The sequence below is a fragment of the Pseudomonas sp. PME37.24/006 genome (assembly GCF_055556635.1).
The window spans coordinates 311,726-327,166 of record NZ_JBVHNL010000004.1 but is presented as its reverse complement, the minus strand read 5'-3'; the positions used below and the strand labels follow the sequence as shown (position 1 = coordinate 327,166).

Annotated in this window: 19 protein-coding genes; 9 read left to right on the top strand and 10 right to left on the bottom strand. The window is 62.1% G+C overall.

The genetic code is table 11. From position 1 onward, the window contains the following. Positions 1–11: 11 nt before the first annotated feature. The 3 genes from ACZ3GY_RS17655 (at position 12) to sutA (ending at position 2,233) form a co-directional block, all read left to right on the top strand. Positions 12–1,262 carry an ammonium transporter gene (locus tag ACZ3GY_RS17655; RefSeq protein WP_465911328.1) on the top strand — a complete coding sequence of 417 codons (1,251 nt, stop codon included), beginning with the start codon at positions 12–14 and terminating at the stop codon, positions 1,260–1,262. Between the two features lie 148 nt (positions 1,263–1,410). Further along, positions 1,411–1,836 (top strand): secondary thiamine-phosphate synthase enzyme YjbQ, encoded by a 426-nt coding sequence (locus ACZ3GY_RS17650; RefSeq protein WP_463562621.1) that lies wholly within the window; start codon positions 1,411–1,413, stop codon positions 1,834–1,836. A gap of 76 nt (positions 1,837–1,912) precedes the next feature. Next, positions 1,913–2,233 carry a dormancy-specific transcriptional regulator SutA gene (gene sutA, locus ACZ3GY_RS17645; RefSeq protein WP_463562620.1) on the top strand — a complete coding sequence of 107 codons (321 nt, stop codon included), beginning with the start codon at positions 1,913–1,915 and terminating at the stop codon, positions 2,231–2,233. An 87-nt stretch (positions 2,234–2,320) separates the two neighbouring features. Here the strand turns inward: sutA and ACZ3GY_RS17640 are convergent, their stop codons facing one another. The 6 genes from ACZ3GY_RS17640 to lptM all read right to left on the bottom strand — a co-directional run bounded on the left by ACZ3GY_RS17640 (position 2,321) and on the right by lptM (position 6,968). Further along, complete coding sequence (locus ACZ3GY_RS17640; protein WP_465911327.1) at positions 2,321–3,016, bottom strand: HAD family hydrolase; 696 nt, start codon at positions 3,014–3,016, stop codon at positions 2,321–2,323. Continuing rightward, positions 3,013–3,918: a tyrosine recombinase XerC gene (gene xerC, locus ACZ3GY_RS17635; protein ID WP_463562618.1), complete on the bottom strand. Its 906-nt coding sequence runs from the start codon at positions 3,916–3,918 to the stop codon at positions 3,013–3,015. Before xerC ends, ACZ3GY_RS17640 begins: the two co-directional genes overlap by 4 nt. Positions 3,919–4,057: 139 nt before the next feature. Then, the gene (locus ACZ3GY_RS17630) at positions 4,058–4,753 is read right to left on the bottom strand and encodes a DUF484 family protein (RefSeq protein ID WP_463562617.1); all 696 of its coding nucleotides are present in this window, start codon (positions 4,751–4,753) and stop codon (positions 4,058–4,060) included. Beyond that, positions 4,750–5,580, bottom strand: coding sequence for a diaminopimelate epimerase (dapF, locus tag ACZ3GY_RS17625; protein WP_463562616.1), 831 nt, complete (start codon positions 5,578–5,580; stop codon positions 4,750–4,752). The genes ACZ3GY_RS17630 and dapF overlap by 4 nt, the downstream gene beginning before the upstream one ends. 5 nt (positions 5,581–5,585) lie before the next feature. Further along, positions 5,586–6,833 carry a diaminopimelate decarboxylase gene (lysA, locus tag ACZ3GY_RS17620; protein WP_465911326.1) on the bottom strand — a complete coding sequence of 416 codons (1,248 nt, stop codon included), beginning with the start codon at positions 6,831–6,833 and terminating at the stop codon, positions 5,586–5,588. 9 nt (positions 6,834–6,842) lie between these two features. Further along, a complete protein-coding gene (gene lptM, locus ACZ3GY_RS17615; protein WP_082045717.1) occupies positions 6,843–6,968 on the bottom strand; it encodes an LPS translocon maturation chaperone LptM in 126 nt (41 codons plus the stop codon). Positions 6,969–7,136: 168 nt separating this feature from the next. On the opposite strand from lptM, the gene cyaY reads away from it, so the two are divergent. The 3 genes from cyaY (at position 7,137) to rnk (ending at position 8,189) form a co-directional block, all read left to right on the top strand. Then, positions 7,137–7,469: an iron donor protein CyaY gene (cyaY, locus tag ACZ3GY_RS17610; RefSeq protein WP_225837598.1), complete on the top strand. Its 333-nt coding sequence runs from the start codon at positions 7,137–7,139 to the stop codon at positions 7,467–7,469. Continuing rightward, on the top strand, positions 7,459–7,665 hold the full coding sequence (locus ACZ3GY_RS17605; RefSeq protein WP_465911325.1) for a DUF1289 domain-containing protein: 207 nt from the start codon (positions 7,459–7,461) through the stop codon (positions 7,663–7,665). Before cyaY ends, ACZ3GY_RS17605 begins: the two co-directional genes overlap by 11 nt. Positions 7,666–7,781: 116 nt before the next feature. After that, the gene (gene rnk, locus ACZ3GY_RS17600) at positions 7,782–8,189 is read left to right on the top strand and encodes a nucleoside diphosphate kinase regulator (RefSeq protein WP_463562614.1); all 408 of its coding nucleotides are present in this window, start codon (positions 7,782–7,784) and stop codon (positions 8,187–8,189) included. A gap of 183 nt (positions 8,190–8,372) precedes the next feature. On the opposite strand, the gene ACZ3GY_RS17595 is transcribed toward rnk, so the two are convergent. The 4 genes from ACZ3GY_RS17595 to ACZ3GY_RS17580 form a co-directional block, all read right to left on the bottom strand. Then, a complete protein-coding gene (locus ACZ3GY_RS17595; protein WP_465911324.1) occupies positions 8,373–11,213 on the bottom strand; it encodes a class I adenylate cyclase in 2,841 nt (946 codons plus the stop codon). A gap of 166 nt (positions 11,214–11,379) precedes the next feature. Continuing rightward, positions 11,380–11,625 carry a TIGR02647 family protein gene (locus tag ACZ3GY_RS17590; protein ID WP_225837605.1) on the bottom strand — a complete coding sequence of 82 codons (246 nt, stop codon included), beginning with the start codon at positions 11,623–11,625 and terminating at the stop codon, positions 11,380–11,382. A gap of 92 nt (positions 11,626–11,717) precedes the next feature. Further along, positions 11,718–12,476 (bottom strand): substrate-binding periplasmic protein, encoded by a 759-nt coding sequence (locus ACZ3GY_RS17585; RefSeq protein WP_465911323.1) that lies wholly within the window; start codon positions 12,474–12,476, stop codon positions 11,718–11,720. Between the two features lie 82 nt (positions 12,477–12,558). Next, the gene (locus ACZ3GY_RS17580; protein WP_465911322.1) at positions 12,559–12,834 is read right to left on the bottom strand and encodes a hypothetical protein; all 276 of its coding nucleotides are present in this window, start codon (positions 12,832–12,834) and stop codon (positions 12,559–12,561) included. 165 nt (positions 12,835–12,999) lie between these two features. On the opposite strand from ACZ3GY_RS17580, the gene ACZ3GY_RS17575 reads away from it, so the two are divergent. From ACZ3GY_RS17575 to ACZ3GY_RS17565, 3 genes are read left to right on the top strand one after another with little or no spacing between them, the layout of a single operon-like run. Beyond that, on the top strand, positions 13,000–13,797 hold the full coding sequence (locus tag ACZ3GY_RS17575) for an IclR family transcriptional regulator (RefSeq protein WP_463562610.1): 798 nt from the start codon (positions 13,000–13,002) through the stop codon (positions 13,795–13,797). After that, positions 13,794–14,771: a 2-dehydro-3-deoxygalactonokinase gene (locus tag ACZ3GY_RS17570; protein WP_463562609.1), complete on the top strand. Its 978-nt coding sequence runs from the start codon at positions 13,794–13,796 to the stop codon at positions 14,769–14,771. The genes ACZ3GY_RS17575 and ACZ3GY_RS17570 overlap by 4 nt, the downstream gene beginning before the upstream one ends. Beyond that, positions 14,764–15,387 (top strand): 2-dehydro-3-deoxy-6-phosphogalactonate aldolase, encoded by a 624-nt coding sequence (locus tag ACZ3GY_RS17565; RefSeq protein WP_465911319.1) that lies wholly within the window; start codon positions 14,764–14,766, stop codon positions 15,385–15,387. Before ACZ3GY_RS17570 ends, ACZ3GY_RS17565 begins: the two co-directional genes overlap by 8 nt. The last annotated feature ends 54 nt before the right edge of the window (positions 15,388–15,441 follow it).

Genomic DNA, 15,441 nt, shown 5'->3' with positions numbered 1-15,441 from the left:
AGAGGTGAAAAATGGACAACACAGCACTGACTGCTTTGCAGTACGGTTTCGATACTTTCTACTTTCTGATTTGCGGCGCCCTGGTGATGTGGATGGCCGCTGGTTTCGCCATGCTCGAAGCTGGCCTGGTGCGCGCCAAGAACACCACCGAAATCCTGACCAAGAACGTGGCCCTGTTCGCCATTGCCTGCGTCATGTATCTGCTGATCGGCTACTTCATCATGTATTCCAGCCCTGAAGGCGGCATCCTGCCGAGCTTCGGCTTTCTGATCGGCGACGAGAACAGCGTCGAGTCCGTGCTGGCTGGTGGCGAAGACGTTCCTTATTATGCCGCCCGTTCTGACTTCTTCTTCCAGGTCGTGTTCGCCGCTACCTGTATGTCCATCGTGTCTGGCGCCGTAGCTGAGCGCATGAAGCTGTGGGCGTTCATCGCCTTCGCAGTGGTCATGACCGCCATCATCTATCCGGTTCAGGGCTTCTGGAAATGGGGCGGTGGTTTCCTCGATGCAGCCGGTTTCCTCGATTTCGCCGGCTCCAGTGTCGTGCACATGGCTGGCGCTGCAGCTGCGCTGGCCGGGGTGATCCTGCTCGGTGCGCGCAAGGGTAAATACGGCGTCAATGGGCAGATAAATGCCATTCCGGGATCCAACCTGCCATTGGCAGCGTTGGGCATGTTCATCCTGTGGATGGGCTGGTTCGGCTTCAACGGTGGCTCGCAGCTGAAGATGAGCACCATCGAGGACGCCAACGCCGTGGCTCAGGTGTTCGTCAACACCAACATGGCCGCTGCCGGTGGCCTGATCGCCGCACTGATTGTGGCACGCATCCTGTTCGGCAAGGCTGACCTGACCATGGCCATCAACGGCGCTCTGGCTGGTTTGGTATCGATCACCGCGGAGCCGCTGACGCCGACCGCACTGCAGGCCACGCTGATTGGTGGTGTCGGTGGCGTGCTGGTGGTGTTCGCCATCCTCGGCTTTGACAAGATCAAGATCGACGATCCGGTCGGTGCCATCTCCGTACACGGCGCTGCCGGTATCTGGGGCACTCTGGCTGTCTGCCTGACTAATGGCGACGCCAGCCTTGGCGCACAACTGTTGGGTATTGGCAGCATCTTCGCCTGGGTGTTCATTGCCAGCCTGATCGTCTGGGGCATCATCAAGGCAACGGTTGGCCTGCGGGTATCCGAGGAGGAGGAATACGACGGTGTCGACCTGGTCGAGTGCGGGATGGAAGCCTATCCCGAGTTCACCAACAAGTAGTGATCTAATCGTCAGGGCCGGAAGGTTTCGACCTTCCAGCACCTCATCACGAAAAATGATGGTCGAACAATCGCAAAGGGCGCTCAGGCGCCCTTTGTTTTTTTCTGCGGCGCGCTAGAATGCGCCCGTTGAAAAGAGGACGACGAACATGTGGCAGCAACGGCTGATCACCCTGCGTCCACGGGCGCGAGGCTTTCACCTCGTAACCGATGAATTGCAGGATGCGTTACCGGAACTGGCGAGCTATAGGGTGGGTCTGTTACACCTGTGGCTGCAGCACACGTCGGCGTCTCTGACTGTCAACGAGAATGCCGACCCGGCGGTACGCCGCGACTTCGAGCGCTTTTTTCGCCGTCTCGTCCCTGAGGACGCGGTGGGCTACGAGCACTGCGACGAAGGCCCGGATGATCTACCGGCGCACTTCAAGTCGAGCCTGTTGGGTGTTCAGTTGCAGATCCCCGTGAGTCATGGGCGTCTGGCGCTGGGTACCTGGCAGGGGATTTATCTCGGCGAGCACCGTGAGCAGGGTGGTGCGCGTCGAGTGCTGGCGACCTTGCAAGGTACGGCAAATTGAATTTTTTCCAGGTGTTCGGCAATGACGGACGACTGGGCTATAACTAACCTGCTTTTCGCAAGTCATGAGGCTGAACATGAGCGACGAAGAACTGGAACAAGACGAGCTGGAAGGTGCTGACGAGGACGACGGTGAGGAGCTGGCGGCCGCGGATAGCGATGATGGCGATGACGAAAGCGAATCCAGCAGCGCAGCGCCTGCCAAGGGCAAGGCCAAGAAGGCGGTAGAGGTAGAAGAGCTGCCGAGTGTCGAAGCCAAGCAGAAGGAGCGTGATGCCCTGGCTCGCGCCATGGACGAGTTCTTGTCGCGTGGCGGCAGGGTGCAGGAGGTGGAGCCCAATGTGGTGTCCGATCCGCCCAAGAAGCCAGACAGCAAATACGGCAGTCGCCCCATCTGAGGCAAAGCCGGTTGCACACGCAAAAGCCCGCCTGAGAAGGTGGGCTTTTGCGTTTTAGGGGTTCGAAAATGCAGTGGCGGTGGGGCGCTACGCCCAGCGCTGCAGCAATGCTGGCAGCTCGCTGAGGCTGCGGATCTGTGCGTCGGCCTCGTCGTCACCAGCCCAGGCTTTGCCTTCCGGGTTGAACCATACCGCGCGCCAGCCCGCTGCGCGTGCGCCGGCGATATCGTCGCCGGGATGATCACCAATATGCACGGCCTGTTCGGCCTGCATGCCGGAGCGGCTGAGCGCCTCCTGGAACGGCTTGGGGTCAGGTTTACCGACGCCCAACTCTTCGGCGCAGAGGATAAAGCTGAAGTAGTCGGCCAAGCCCAGGCGGCGTACGTCGGCGTTGCCGTTGGTGATTACCCCGAGATGATACTGGTTGGCCAACTGCTCTAGTGTGGTAACCGTATCGGCAAAGAAGGTGATCGCATGCCGTGCCTCGAGCATGGCCTGGAAGGCGCCTTCGGCCAGGTGTTGGGCTTCGTCAGGCGCATGACCAACGCCTTCCAGGGCGTGACGCAGGGTTCGGCGGCGTAGCTCGCTAAGGCGATATTTCAGGCTGGGTTCGGCCTCCAGCAGGCGGCCGCGGGTCTGCCCCAGGTAATCCACCGGCTGGCTTGCCAGGCGCGGTGCGTGGGCGCTGATCCAGTCACGCATAGCGGTCTCGGCGCCCAAAATCACCGGGCGGTTGTCCCACAGGGTGTCGTCGAGGTCGAAGGTGACCAGGCGGATACTCATGAGTCCTGTTCCTTGCGGCGTTTGGCCCGTGGATGAGCACTGTCGTAGACCTTGCTCAGGTGCTGGAAGTCCAGATGGGTGTAGATCTGCGTGGTGGCGATGTCGGCATGCCCCAGTAGCTCTTGCACCGCGCGCAGATCCTGAGAGGATTCGAGCATATGACTGGCGAAGGAGTGACGCAGCATGTGCGGATGAATGTGCTGACCGAGTTCGCTGATGCCCGCCTGGCGCACTCGCAACTGCACGGCGCGGGCGCCGATGCGTCGCCCCTGACGGCTGATGAATACCGCGCCATCCGCCGGGTTGGCCAGGGCACGCAGTGGCAGCCATTGCTCCAGGGCTTCACGGGCCTTGCTGCCGACCGGCAGCTCACGCACCTTGTTGCCCTTGCCGACCACTCGCACCAGGCCAGCAGGCAGGTCGAGGCCGTCGAGGTCGAGCGCGACTAGCTCCGACAGGCGCAGCCCCGAGGAATAGAACAGTTCGAGCATGGCGTGATCGCGGCGGGCGATGAGGTCGTCTTCCTGAGCGCCATCGAGCAATTGGCTGGCGCGATCCACATCCAGCACCTTTGGCAGCCTGCGCTCGCCCTTGGGCGGTGTCAGGCCGCTGGCGGGGTCGTGGCGGCAATGGTTTTCACGGATCAGATAGCGATACAGGCCACGAGTGGCCGAAAGCAGGCGCGCGAGGCTGCGTGCCGACTGGCCTTCCATGTGCAGGCGAGCCACCTGGCGACGCAGACGTGAGGTATCGAGGGCGCCCCAATCGGCGAGTTGTTCCTTCTCGCAGTAGGCAAGCAGCTTGTTGAGGTCGCGGCGGTAGCCATCCAGGGTATGGACAGACACCTGGCGCTCGCTACGCAAGTGTTCGAGATAGGCCTCAAGGTCGGCGGCAAGCTTCACGCTAAAAACTCCGTTGGATGGGTTAGCGGCGCCTGGTACAAGCCCTTGGTGTCTTCAGACATTCGCGCGCGACTTAACCCATCGAGTGCTCAGGCGTGAGGCTTACGCCCGACCTTCGAGTGCTCCGAATGTCTGGGTATTACCTGACCGAACGCAGCGGTGTGGAGAACCGTGGCAACACTCGCGACAGGACTTCGGCGATATAGCCTAGAAACAGCGTGCCCAGAGAGCTCTTGTAATGCTGCGAATCGGCACTGCCGATTGCCAGCACGCCATGCAGGCCCTGATACGACAGGCCAACCACGGCCGCCGAGCCGACGTCCGCGCCGGCCTCGCCGAACAGAAAGTTCAACTCGTGCTCGCGCAGCACACCGCAGATGGTCTTGCCGCCCGCCAGCAGGCCACCGATGGCCTGATGGGCCTCCGCGCTGCTGACGCTGCGGCCGACCGGCAGCGGTGTGTCACTGAACAGGATCAACCCCACGAAGGGCACCTGGAACTCACGGCGCAGGCTGTCCTCGACGCAACTGACCACTTCTTCGAGGCTGCTGGCGTCCATCAGATCGAGTATCAGGCGGCGCGTCTTGTCGAACAGCCGGTCGTTGTCGCGGGCCACGTCCATCAGGTGCGACAGACGCTGGCGCATCTCGATATTGCGTTCGCGTAGCAGTTTGACCTGACGCTCGACCAGCGACACGGTATCGCCGCGCTGGTGCGGAATACGCAGTTCAGGGATCAGTTCATCGTGGTCGATGAAGAACTCGGGGTGCAGGCGCAGGTAGGCGGCGACGGTTGCCGAGTCCAGGGGTTTGGGCGAATCCTGCTGGTCTGTCATAGGCGAACCTGTCCTTCGTACACGCGCACGGTGGGGCCGGTCATCATAACCGGCTGGCCAGGGCCTGCCCACTCGATGGTCAGCTTGCCGCCTGGCAGTTCCAGTTGCACGGGCGAGTCCATCCAGCCCTGGCGGATCGCGGCGACGGCTGCGGCGCAGGCCCCGGTACCACAGGCCTGGGTTTCCCCGGCGCCGCGTTCCCAGACGCGCAAGCGGCCGCGCTGGCGATCGACAACCTGCAGGAAACCGACGTTTACCCGCTGTGGAAAACGCGGGTGATGCTCCAGCTTTGGCCCCAGTTCGTGCACTGGCGCGCTGTCGACATCATCGACACGCAGCACGGCATGGGGGTTGCCCATGGAGACTGCCGCCAGCTCGTGTGCTTTGCCTTCAACCTCGACGGCGTAGCTCAGGGCTTCGGCGTCGGCCTGGAAGGGGATCTGCTCGGGCACCAGGCGCGGCGCCCCCATGTCCACGGTGATCAGGCCGTCAGCGCGAACCTGCAGCTCGATGATGCCGCCCTTGGTTTCCACACGGATGGTTTTCTTCACCGTCAGACGCTTGTCCAGTACGAAGCGGGCGAAACAGCGCGCGCCGTTGCCGCACTGTTCCACTTCGCTGCCGTCGGAATTGAAGATGCGGTAACGGAAATCCACGTCCGGATGCTGCGGCGGTTCGACCAGCAGCAACTGATCGAAGCCGACGCCGGTGTGGCGATCGCCCCACTGCTTGGCGTGCTTGGGCTGGATATGGGCATGCTGGCTGACCAGGTCGAGAACCATGAAGTCGTTACCCAGGCCATGCATCTTGGTAAATCGCAATAACATCGGCATCACTCCGGCAGGCGGCTTTCGCCCGCGAAGAGTTCGTCCAGAGTTTCTCGCCGACGCACCTCGAAGACCTGCTCGCCATCCACCATCACCTCGGCGGCGCGCCCGCGGGTGTTGTAGTTGGAGCTCATCACGAAGCCATAGGCACCCGCCGAGCGCACGGCCAGCAGGTCACCTTCGGCCAGCGTCAGGTCGCGTTCCTTGGCGAGGAAATCACCGGTTTCGCAGATCGGCCCAACGATATCGTACTGACGGCTGGCGCCTTCGCGCGGCTGTACCGGCACCACGTCCATCCAGGCCTGATACAGGGCCGGGCGGATCAGGTCGTTCATCGCCGCATCGACGATGGCGAAATCCTTGTGCTCGGTATGCTTGAGGTATTCCACGCGGGTCAGCAGCACGCCGGCGTTGGCGACGATGAAGCGACCCGGCTCGAACACCAGTGCCAGATCGCGGCCTTCGATGCGCTGGCGCACCGCCTGGATGTAGTCACCGGCCAGTGGTGGTTGCTCATCGCGGTATTGCACGCCGAGGCCGCCGCCCAGGTCGATATGACGAAGGTGGATACCCTGCTCGGCAAGGCGGTCGACCAGCACCAGCAGGCGGTCGAGCGCATCGAGAAATGGCGGCAGACTGGTCAGCTGCGAACCGATATGGCAATCGACGCCGACCACCACCAGGTTGGGCAGGGCGGCAGCGCGGGCGTAAACCGCCTCGGCATCGGCGATGGCGATACCGAACTTGTTTTCTTTCAGGCCGGTGGATATGTACGGGTGAGTGCCCGCGTCCACGTCCGGGTTGACGCGCAGGGAGACCGCCGCGGTCTTGCCGAGCTCGGCTGCGACCTGCTGCAGGCGCTCCAGCTCGTCGGTGGATTCGACGTTGAAACAGTGCACGCCCACTTCCAAGGCACGGCGCATATCGTCACGGCTCTTGCCGACGCCGGAGAAGACGATCTTGTCGGCAGTGCCGCCAGCGGCCAGAACGCGTTCCAGCTCACCGCGCGAGACGATGTCGAAGCCCGCGCCCAGGCGCGCCAGAACGTTCAGCACGCCGAGGTTGGAGTTGGCCTTGACGGCGAAACACACCAAGTGTGGCATGCCGGCCAGCGCATCGGCGTAGGCGCGGTACTGCGCCTCGATGTGAGCGCGAGAGTAGACATAGGTAGGCGTGCCGAAGCGCTGGGCAACGGCGGACAACGCCACACCTTCCGCGAACAGCGAGCCGTCGCGGTATTCGAAGGTGTTCATGAGCCGTCCTTATCTGTCTTGCGCAGGTGCGGACTGGGTATCATCCGGCAGGTACAGTGGGCCTTTCTGGCCACAGCCACTGAGCAGGGTGGTGACGGCGACGAGCGCGATGAGGGCAGTGAACAGCCGCTTCATGGTCAAATCCTTGTAATAAAGCATAATTGCCCCGGAGTATACCGACCCCCCGGCATGTTGCCTATGCAGTGGGGCTCCCGTCCGGCGGGGCTTTGTCCTGGCACACTGACGCGCGACAGTTGTTTCTTTTGCGTACGATGTTGCTGAATCTTTCTTGAGGTAAGTGCAATGAGTTTGACCGAAGCCCGTTTCCACGACCTGGTCGATGCCGTGCAGCAGGCGGTGGAAGACATCTTCGACGACAGCGATCTGGATCTCGATCTGGAAAACTCCGCTGGCGTGCTGACGGTGCGCTTCGAAAATGGCTCGCAGCTGATTTTCAGCCGTCAGCCTGCGCTGCGTCAGCTCTGGTTGGCGGCCCGCTCTGGTGGCTTCCACTTCGATTACGAAGAGGACAACCAGCGCTGGATATGCGACACCAGTGACGAGCTCTTGAGCGAGATGCTTGATCGCATCGTTGCTGAACAATCAGGCGCCAATCTTGATTTCGATGAAATCTGAAATCGTTGCTGCTGATCGGTCTTTGGCTGATTCGCCCATTGCGTCTCCTTGTGTGCGGCGCTGCTGCTTGAACGAGGCTGACAGGTGCCTGGGTTGTGGGCGTCTGATGGCGGAAATTCTCGAGTGGGGTAACGCCGATGAGGGGCGCCGGCGCGTTATCCGAGCGCTGGCCAAAGAGCGCCTTGGGGCCAGCTAAGCCTGCTCTTGTTTATTTGGGTGGCTGTGTTACGGTCGGCTCAACCTGTACAAAACCCCGTCGTCTCGATGGGGTTTTGCTTTTTTAGCGTCCTGCAAAGGAGATATGCACGCACCATGGCCAGCACAACGTCCATCACCATTACCCGCCTCGATCTGCAGCGTTTGGAGCAATTGCTCGACAGCCTCGATGATATCGGCCCGGCTGCCGAAGCTTTGCAGGCCGAATTGGATCGGGCTGAGGTGGTCAGCCATGACCAGGTGCCAGCGGGCGTGGTGACCATGAATTCGCGCGTGCATTGTCGCGAAGAAGGCAGCGGCAAGGACTATCACCTGACCCTGGTTTACCCGCAGGACGCAGGCGGCGAAGGCAAAGTCTCGATCCTTGCGCCGGTCGGCACGGCTTTGCTGGGCCTGAGCGTTGGCCAGCATATCGATTGGCCGGCGCCGGGTGGTAAGCAACTCAAACTGACCCTGCTGGCGGTGGAATATCAGCCGGAAGCGGCAGGCGAGTACGTCCGTTAAGGCGGCCTGACTCGTAACGAGTCAGTGCTCCGTAGCCTGGGTCGAGTGCCGCGACCCGGGAATCTGCTCAGGCGGGCGCAAGTCCCAGCTCTATCGGTTCGCAGGCCGCTCCACACTCCTGAAGATCAATGCTGCGCTCGAACAGGCGCTGCACCGCTGGCTGGTGGCTGACGCCGATCTGCGTTAGAGAGCACGCAGGGCATTGTTCAGCGCCTCTTCCAGGCTGGCTTTGTAGCGCAGGTAGTGCACCACCGACGGCTGCCGGTCGCCCAGCAGAGCGGAAAGATCCAGGTCGGTGATGTAGCAGGGGTAGCGCTCTGCCTCGCTGCGCAGGGCAAGGATATGCCGGGCGACGGCGCTGAACAGGTTGTCGCCGTATTCGAGTTCGGAGAATTCCCGGTGGTTGCAGTACAGGCTGATGTAGGCGCGCTGGCCGCTGCCGGGTTCGACGATTGCCTGCACGTCGTAAAAAGGCTGGCTCACTTGTGTCAGTGGCGCGGGTCGCGGCTCGAGGCGTTGGGCGCGCAGTGGTGCGGCAGGCTGCAACTGCTGATAGATGATCTCTAGCGGTGCTTGTGGGTTTTCCAGGGCGAGCGTGGCGTTGCGCCGGTACAGCAGCGACTGCAGAAAACGCTGCAGGGGGGCCAGCAGGCTGGCTTCGTCATGGAAGGTTGCCTGAGTGCGCCACACCGCGCCATGCTCGTCGAGCACAGTGATTTGCGCCTGGGTACCCGCTTCGTACAGACGATAGAACACTTGAATGCAAGTGGGCCGGCCGGCGCTGAGAATCAGCGCCAGATCCTCGCCTTCAAGGGCGTTACGGTCGAGCCTCAGGCGGGTGTACTCAACACGATCCTGGGCCAGGTGTTCGAGCAGTGCTGGCAGGTCGTCCAGTGTGATGTGACGAACCTGGCCAGGCGTCAATTCGAGCAGGTGATAACGCCGGGTGATTTGCAGCAGATAGCGCTGTCGCTCGCCGCTGTCGACGCTGGCGATCAGCTCGCGCATCAGATCCTCTACACGCTCGGCGATGGTCACCGCGCGATTGCGGCAGAAACAGCGCACATGGAGGGTGGGGCGATCGCCATTGGCAGGCAGCGTGTTGAGCAGGCCGGCGATGCAGTCGAGCAGGGCATTGGGGCCTTCGTAGCGCTCCACCAAGAGCTCGTTCCAGCTGTTGAGGGTGATCAGATCAAGGGTCAACACCAGGTTCTCACGCACGCCGGAGTAACCCAGCGGATCCGTGCGCTCGCTGGTCATGTGCACATTCATCTGACTGTGCTGTTTTAGCGGGTCGACGCCGACGTTGACCAGCAATAGCACTTCTCTAGGCTGGCGCGCGCGTAGCAGGGCGCTTTCCGGCACGCTGTCCAGCGGCATGGGCAGTGTCTGCGCCAGGCTGGTGAGGAGGTTGCTGAGTTCGAATTCGCTGAGGTCGCTGTCGTTTGGGTGCAGTGACAGGTGCGTGCCGCTGTCGATGACGCCGTTGCGGTGGCCCCAGGCAAGCAGTTCGATCAGGCTACGGGCTTGTCGCAGTGGTGCGAAGTCCAGCCATTCTTGAGCGCCAAGGCTGCCATTGAAGAGCGCCCAGTGGCTGCCCTTCGGCGCGGGGCAGTACACCAGGGTCAGGGTGTCTTCGCCCAGATCCGGAGCGATACCCGGGTTGATGAACTCCACCTTGCCGGCCCGACGTTCGAACGCGGCATACAGACGCCGGCCAAGTACCGCTAGTTCACGGGTATCAGGTGCTGCAGCACCGGTATGGTTGCGTGCGAATAAGGATAGAAAGCGGTAGCTGTAATTGAGTTCGTTGACCAAGGCCTGACGCTCCGCGCTTACCTGGCGGACTTTCCATTGGCTGCGGCTGTCGAGTATTACCAATTGGCGTTCGCCCCAACCCCACTCGGCGGTCAGGCGTTCCAGCAACAGCCGCTGCCAGCTCTTGGCGCGGCTACGCGGCGGTTTGCTGAGCTTTTTGTTGACCTTCAGGTACAGGCAGCGACGCATTAGTTCAAGGCGCTCTGGCTCGCTGCGAGCCTTGAGGTACTCCTCCAGCCGACGGTAGATCAGGACGTAAGGGTCGAGCTCGTCAAGATCCAGCTGGCCGTCGTATACCGACTGTTTGAAGCGCAGCGACAGACACTCCACCCGTGGGTGCTCGCTGGCGTAGACCTCGGTGAGCAGTAGTTTGAGTGCCGATTTGTATGGTGATTCGATGCCCTTGAACAGTTGCCACATGCCCGCGCCGATGAATTCCCCGGACGGCACATGGGCCAGGTGACCGAGGTCGAGCACCTCCTCGGCACGGATGAAACGCTTGCTCAGCAGGGTTGCGGTAAATAGCTCGTAGCGATGCTCGTCGACAGTGGGCACAAGCCACCAGAGCGGTGTGCGGCCACCCAGCCAGATTGCTGTTCGGTAGAACTCGTCTAGCAGCAGAAAGTGTTGAGTGGTGCCGCAGTCGTCTGACGTGAGTCGCTCTTCGCGTTCTCCAGCACGAAAACGCTGCGGATCGATCAGGAAGAAATGCGCCTCGGTGCCTTGGCTGGCGGCCCAGGTTTGCAGCAGGTCGCACTTGCGGCGCAGCTCGTCGCGGGCAGCAGCGGTAAGGTCGCTGGCATGGCAGAGCCACAGATCCATGTCGCTCTGCTCGGCCTGAGCCACGGTACCAAGGCTGCCCATCAGAAACAGGCCATGGATTGGCGTGGGCGCTGGGCCGTGGGCTGGTTTATAGGCGAAGGAGCGAGTCAGGCGCTGTGCCTCGGTGAGCAGCTCGGCACTGGGCTCGAAGCCGCTAAGACCGGCAGGTGTCTGTGCGGAGACGTAACCGGGCAGCAGCGGATGATTGACGTGAAACAACAGTGGCAGAAGTGTGAGCACCCGCTGCTGGCGGCTCGATAATGCCTGCATGGCCCGCTCTTGGCGCCCGTGATTGATGCGCATGAAGCGTGCGCGCAACTGGGTGAGCACCTTGCGGTCAATGCCGTCGTCAATATCTGGGCGTAGGGGCGGGTGGCGCTTCATGCTCAGGCTCGGCCGAATGGTGAGCAAGACTAGGGTGTGTTTCCGTTTCAGCGCAAGCTGTGTTGCGAAGGGCTGAGCAGTCGCCCTGATAGATGCTGAGTACTTGGTCGAAACGTTATGCGGGGAGGTGCCTGCCGCCATCAGGGCAGCAGGCGTTGGTCAGCGATCAGGCGGGTTGTGGTGCGGTGAGAATGGCCCGCAAGCTTTGCGCATGCTCGGCTGCCTCGTGACCCAGACGGGTCAGGTAGCCGCCATCGCTGAGGCTGATTAGCCCCTTCTCGTGCAGGCGCCCGGCAGCGGCGACGGCAGAGGGTGCTGCAGTATGGTGGATCTTCAATCCCTCCTGACCGTTGTCCAGATTGAACAGCAAAAGGATTTCCAGTTCGGCGACCAGTTCGGCGGTAAATGCCATGGTGACTCCTGCCTGTTGTTGTCGTACACGGCGTCTGCCGTGGGCTCCGGGGGTGTCTGGCGCCCCGCAGGGCAAGTGTAGTCAAGCCAGCGTCAGTTCGCTGGGGCGTGTTGCCAGCTATCGAGAATCTGTTGGTAGCGGCCATTGTCATGGATGGTGCGCATGCCCTGCTCGAAGCGCTTGACCAGCTCCGCCGCGTTGGGTTGGTGACGCGAGAAACTCAGGTACAGCTTGGGGCGATGCAGGGTCGCCACCGCCACGAACTGCCCTTGCAGCTCCGGGTTTTCGCGAAACAGCGCCTGTGCAGTGCCGCGGTAGGCGGCGACGAAGTCGACACGGCCATGTTGCAGCATCAGAAAACCGCTCAGGTCGCGGCGCACCGGCACGCGGATGACCTGCGGATCGTCATCCAGGCGTGGGCCGTACTCGTAGCCGATGGTCACGGCAACCTTGCGTCCGTCCAGATGCTCGAGCTTTTCGTCGGGTGCGCTATTACGTGGTGCCCAGAGCAGGATGTCATCACTGAATAATGGCTCGCGCGGGATCAGGAAGTCACTGTCGATGCGCTTGTCCGGCGAGGTGTTGAAGCATGCTGCCAGTTGGCCGTCGTGAGCCATCTGCATGCAGCGCGAATAGGGGTATGGCACCAGTTCGATGGGAATGTCGCTGGCGCCGAAGGCCGCTTCGACGATATCCACTGACATGCCCTGAATCTTGCCGTCACGGTACGCGGTGTAGGGATACCAGTCGTCTTCGGCGCCGATGCGCAGGGTTTCCTGGCTCCGCACCGAGCTGTTCGCTGCAACCAGCAGCAGCGCAAGGCAAAAGCGGATAGAGGTGGAATTGCGCATCCGTAGCTAATCCACATGGGCTATCGAAACACCTTACCAGCGAGCCAGACAGTGGAAAAGGTGGCTCGCGGTCATTGCCGGTTCAGCTTTCCTCGGGCAGCGTCGGCAGGGCCCGTAGCGCCTGCTCGTAACCTTCAGCATCGAAGGGACGATCCTCGCGCAGCATGGCGTCCACTTCGTGGGCGAGCACCATGGCCATCATCTGCACGATCTCTTCGCGCTCGTAGCCCACCAGTGTCAGCTTGTTCAGTACTGACTGAGTGAAGGCCGGCTCACCGGATTCCAACTGATTCTCGATGGCCTGAATCAGGGTGTGCTCGGTGAAGGTTTCGTCGTCGTGCTCGTCGGCTGTGCTCATGTCGCAGATCCATGTAGCTGGAAGAAGCTGCCAGTTTAGACAGGGCGCGCACAGGCTGGCCACGCGAAATACCATGCGTGCAATTTATTCCTATAATGTGGGAGTTTGTTTCGCATATTGAGAATTGCGAAAAAGCCGATTAGAGTCCATCGCCAGGAGAGCCCCATGCCCGATAAAAACAACAATCAAGCACCTACGGGTGCCCAGGCGCTGTTCAGAGGCCTGGCTGTAATCGACGCCGTTGCCCAAGGCGCCAGTAGCCTGGTCGACATCGGCGCGACTATCGGCTGCACGCGTAGTACAACCCATCGTCTGATCGCCGCCTTGGTACAGGCCGGTTACCTGCGTGCCATCGGTGGCAGTGCCGGTGGCTATCAGCTCGGCCCCAAGCTCATCGAGCTGGGCTACAAGGCCCGTGCGCAAATGCCGTTGGCAAACGTTGCGCGGCCCCATCTCGAAGCGCTGGCACGCCTTACACAGGACACTGTGCACTTGGGTATTCGAGACGACGGCGATGTGCTCTACATCGAGAAACTGCCGAGTAGCCGCGGCCTGGAAATGCGCTCGCGGATTGGCCTGCGTATGCCGCTGGCGCTGACTGGCATCGGCAAGTCACTGATGCTCGATCTGCCTGAAGCGCAATGGCTTGAGTTCTATGAGCAGGGCCTGCAGCGTCGCGCCGGGCAGTCTGGTCTGCGTGAAGAGTTCACTCCCTGGGACGATTTCCGCGGGCTCATGAGCCGCTATGCCGAAGGCGGCTTCAGCTTCGATCTGGAAGAGAACGAGCTGGGCGTGCGTTGTGTCGCTGCGCCAGTGCGCGATGCCAGCGGGCAGATCGTCGCCGCGCTGAGTGTCGCCAGTGCCATTCCTTACATGCCCGAAGCGCGCTTGCACGAGTTGCGCCCGGACGTGATCGCCTGTGCCGTCGCCATTTCCCGAGAACTGGGCTGGAGTGCCTCATGACCGAACGCCTCACGCCGACGCTGATCGCCCTCGACTGGGGCACCTCGTCGCTACGCGCCTATCTGCTCGGTGAGAGCGGCCGGGTGCTGGCCACGCAAAGCCGGCCCTGGGGCATCCAGCACACGCCGGATGGCGACTTCGCCCGCGCCTATGAAGAACTGGTAGGTGATTGGTACCGCCAATGGCCTGGCCTGCCTGCGCTGGCGTGCGGCATGATTGGCAGCCGCCAGGGCTGGCGCGAGGTTCCCTATGCACGCTGCCCGGCCACTGCGAGTGATCTGGTCGATGGGCTGTTGGCGCTGGATACCGCCTGCGGCACGCTGCATCTGCTGCCCGGTGTGCTCGATGCCAGCGCACTGCCCAACGTGATTCGTGGTGAGGAAACCCAGGTGTTCGGCGCCCTGCAACTGGCCCCGGAACTGCGTGAGAATGCCTTGCTGGTGTTGCCTGGCACCCACAGCAAATGGGTGACGGTACGCGACGGCGCGATCAGCCACTTCACCACCCATATGACCGGCGAGCTGTTCGCGGTCTTGCGTGATCATTCGATTCTTGGCCGCCCGGCCCGTGAGCAGGGTAGCGAGCGCAGCGATGAGGCATTCTTTCGTGGCCTTGACGCCGCCCGGCAGAGTGCCGCCGAAGGCGTTTCCGGGCGCCTGTTCAGCACCCGCAGCCTGTTGCTGACCGAACGCCTGACCGCAGGTGAGAGCCTGGATTACCTCTCTGGGCTGCTGATTGGTGAGGAACTGCGCAGCGTGCTCGCCGGCCTTGAGGGCGGTGCCTGTCCGCCGCTGGTACTGATTGGCGATGCGCATTTGTGCGAGCGCTATCGCCTGGCCCTGGCCCGCTTTGGCATCGACTCTGTGCGTACTCTGGAAAACGCCGGGGTCGCAGGGCTCTGGCACCTGGCCTGCGCCGCCGCGCTTGTCACCGCAACGCCCACCGTCGTTTCGAGGAGTGCTCTGCATGTCTGATTCCTATCTGCAGCAATTGCCACTGATCGCCATCCTGCGTGGCGTTAAGCCCGAGGAGATCGTGCCGGTCGGCCTAGCGCTATATGAGGCCGGCTTCCGCTTGATCGAGATTCCGCTCAACTCGCCGCAACCCTTGAAGAGCATCGGCTTGCTGGCCGCTGAACTGGGTGATCGCGCGTTGATCGGGGCCGGCACCGTGCTCAGTACCGGGCAGGTCGAGGAGGTGGCGCAGGCCGGTGGCCGGCTGATCGTGTCGCCCAATTGCAACCCTGAGGTGATTCGCGCCACACGCCGCGCCGGGTTGTTCAGCTCGCCTGGGGTGGCCACGCCCAGTGAAGGTTTTGCCGCGCTAGAAGCCGGCGCCCAAGTACTCAAGCTGTTTCCCGCCGAGCAGTTCAACCCGTCGATCGTCAAGGCCTGGCGTGCGGTGTTCTCGCGCGATATCGCCCTGCTGCCGGTCGGCGGTATCACGCCTGCCGGCATGGCGGCCTACGTGGATGCCGGTGCCAGCGGCTTTGGACTCGGTTCGGCGCTGTACAAGCCAGGCATGAGCGCTGCTGAAGTGGGCGAAAACGGCAAGGCCTTCGTGGCGGCCTGGAGGACGACGCAGCACTGAGATTCGCTGCACCCGATCAACATGACAGCCGTACTCGACAATAATAAAAGGAGA

What these genes read in the sequence shown, in the direction of transcription:
- ACZ3GY_RS17640 (WP_465911327.1), bottom strand. Translation starts at nt 3,016, where the DNA reads ATGAGTATCCGCCTGGTCACCTTCGACCTCGACGACACCCTGTGGGAC.
- lysA (WP_465911326.1), bottom strand. Translation starts at nt 6,833, where the DNA reads ATGAACACCTTCGAATACCGCGACGGCTCGCTGTTCGCGGAAGGTGTG.
- dapF (WP_463562616.1), bottom strand. Translation starts at nt 5,580, where the DNA reads ATGTTATTGCGATTTACCAAGATGCATGGCCTGGGTAACGACTTCATG.
- ACZ3GY_RS17650 (WP_463562621.1), top strand. Translation starts at nt 1,411, where the DNA reads ATGTGGCAGCAACGGCTGATCACCCTGCGTCCACGGGCGCGAGGCTTT.
- rnk (WP_463562614.1), top strand. Translation starts at nt 7,782, where the DNA reads ATGGCCAGCACAACGTCCATCACCATTACCCGCCTCGATCTGCAGCGT.
- ACZ3GY_RS17630 (WP_463562617.1), bottom strand. Translation starts at nt 4,753, where the DNA reads ATGACAGACCAGCAGGATTCGCCCAAACCCCTGGACTCGGCAACCGTC.
- ACZ3GY_RS17655 (WP_465911328.1), top strand. Translation starts at nt 12, where the DNA reads ATGGACAACACAGCACTGACTGCTTTGCAGTACGGTTTCGATACTTTC.
- sutA (WP_463562620.1), top strand. Translation starts at nt 1,913, where the DNA reads ATGAGCGACGAAGAACTGGAACAAGACGAGCTGGAAGGTGCTGACGAG.
- ACZ3GY_RS17575 (WP_463562610.1), top strand. Translation starts at nt 13,000, where the DNA reads ATGCCCGATAAAAACAACAATCAAGCACCTACGGGTGCCCAGGCGCTG.
- lptM (WP_082045717.1), bottom strand. Translation starts at nt 6,968, where the DNA reads ATGAAGCGGCTGTTCACTGCCCTCATCGCGCTCGTCGCCGTCACCACC.
- ACZ3GY_RS17605 (WP_465911325.1), top strand. Translation starts at nt 7,459, where the DNA reads ATGAAATCTGAAATCGTTGCTGCTGATCGGTCTTTGGCTGATTCGCCC.
- ACZ3GY_RS17585 (WP_465911323.1), bottom strand. Translation starts at nt 12,476, where the DNA reads ATGCGCAATTCCACCTCTATCCGCTTTTGCCTTGCGCTGCTGCTGGTT.
- ACZ3GY_RS17595 (WP_465911324.1), bottom strand. Translation starts at nt 11,213, where the DNA reads ATGAAGCGCCACCCGCCCCTACGCCCAGATATTGACGACGGCATTGAC.
- ACZ3GY_RS17580 (WP_465911322.1), bottom strand. Translation starts at nt 12,834, where the DNA reads ATGAGCACAGCCGACGAGCACGACGACGAAACCTTCACCGAGCACACC.
- ACZ3GY_RS17590 (WP_225837605.1), bottom strand. Translation starts at nt 11,625, where the DNA reads ATGGCATTTACCGCCGAACTGGTCGCCGAACTGGAAATCCTTTTGCTG.
- ACZ3GY_RS17570 (WP_463562609.1), top strand. Translation starts at nt 13,794, where the DNA reads ATGACCGAACGCCTCACGCCGACGCTGATCGCCCTCGACTGGGGCACC.
- ACZ3GY_RS17565 (WP_465911319.1), top strand. Translation starts at nt 14,764, where the DNA reads ATGTCTGATTCCTATCTGCAGCAATTGCCACTGATCGCCATCCTGCGT.
- cyaY (WP_225837598.1), top strand. Translation starts at nt 7,137, where the DNA reads ATGAGTTTGACCGAAGCCCGTTTCCACGACCTGGTCGATGCCGTGCAG.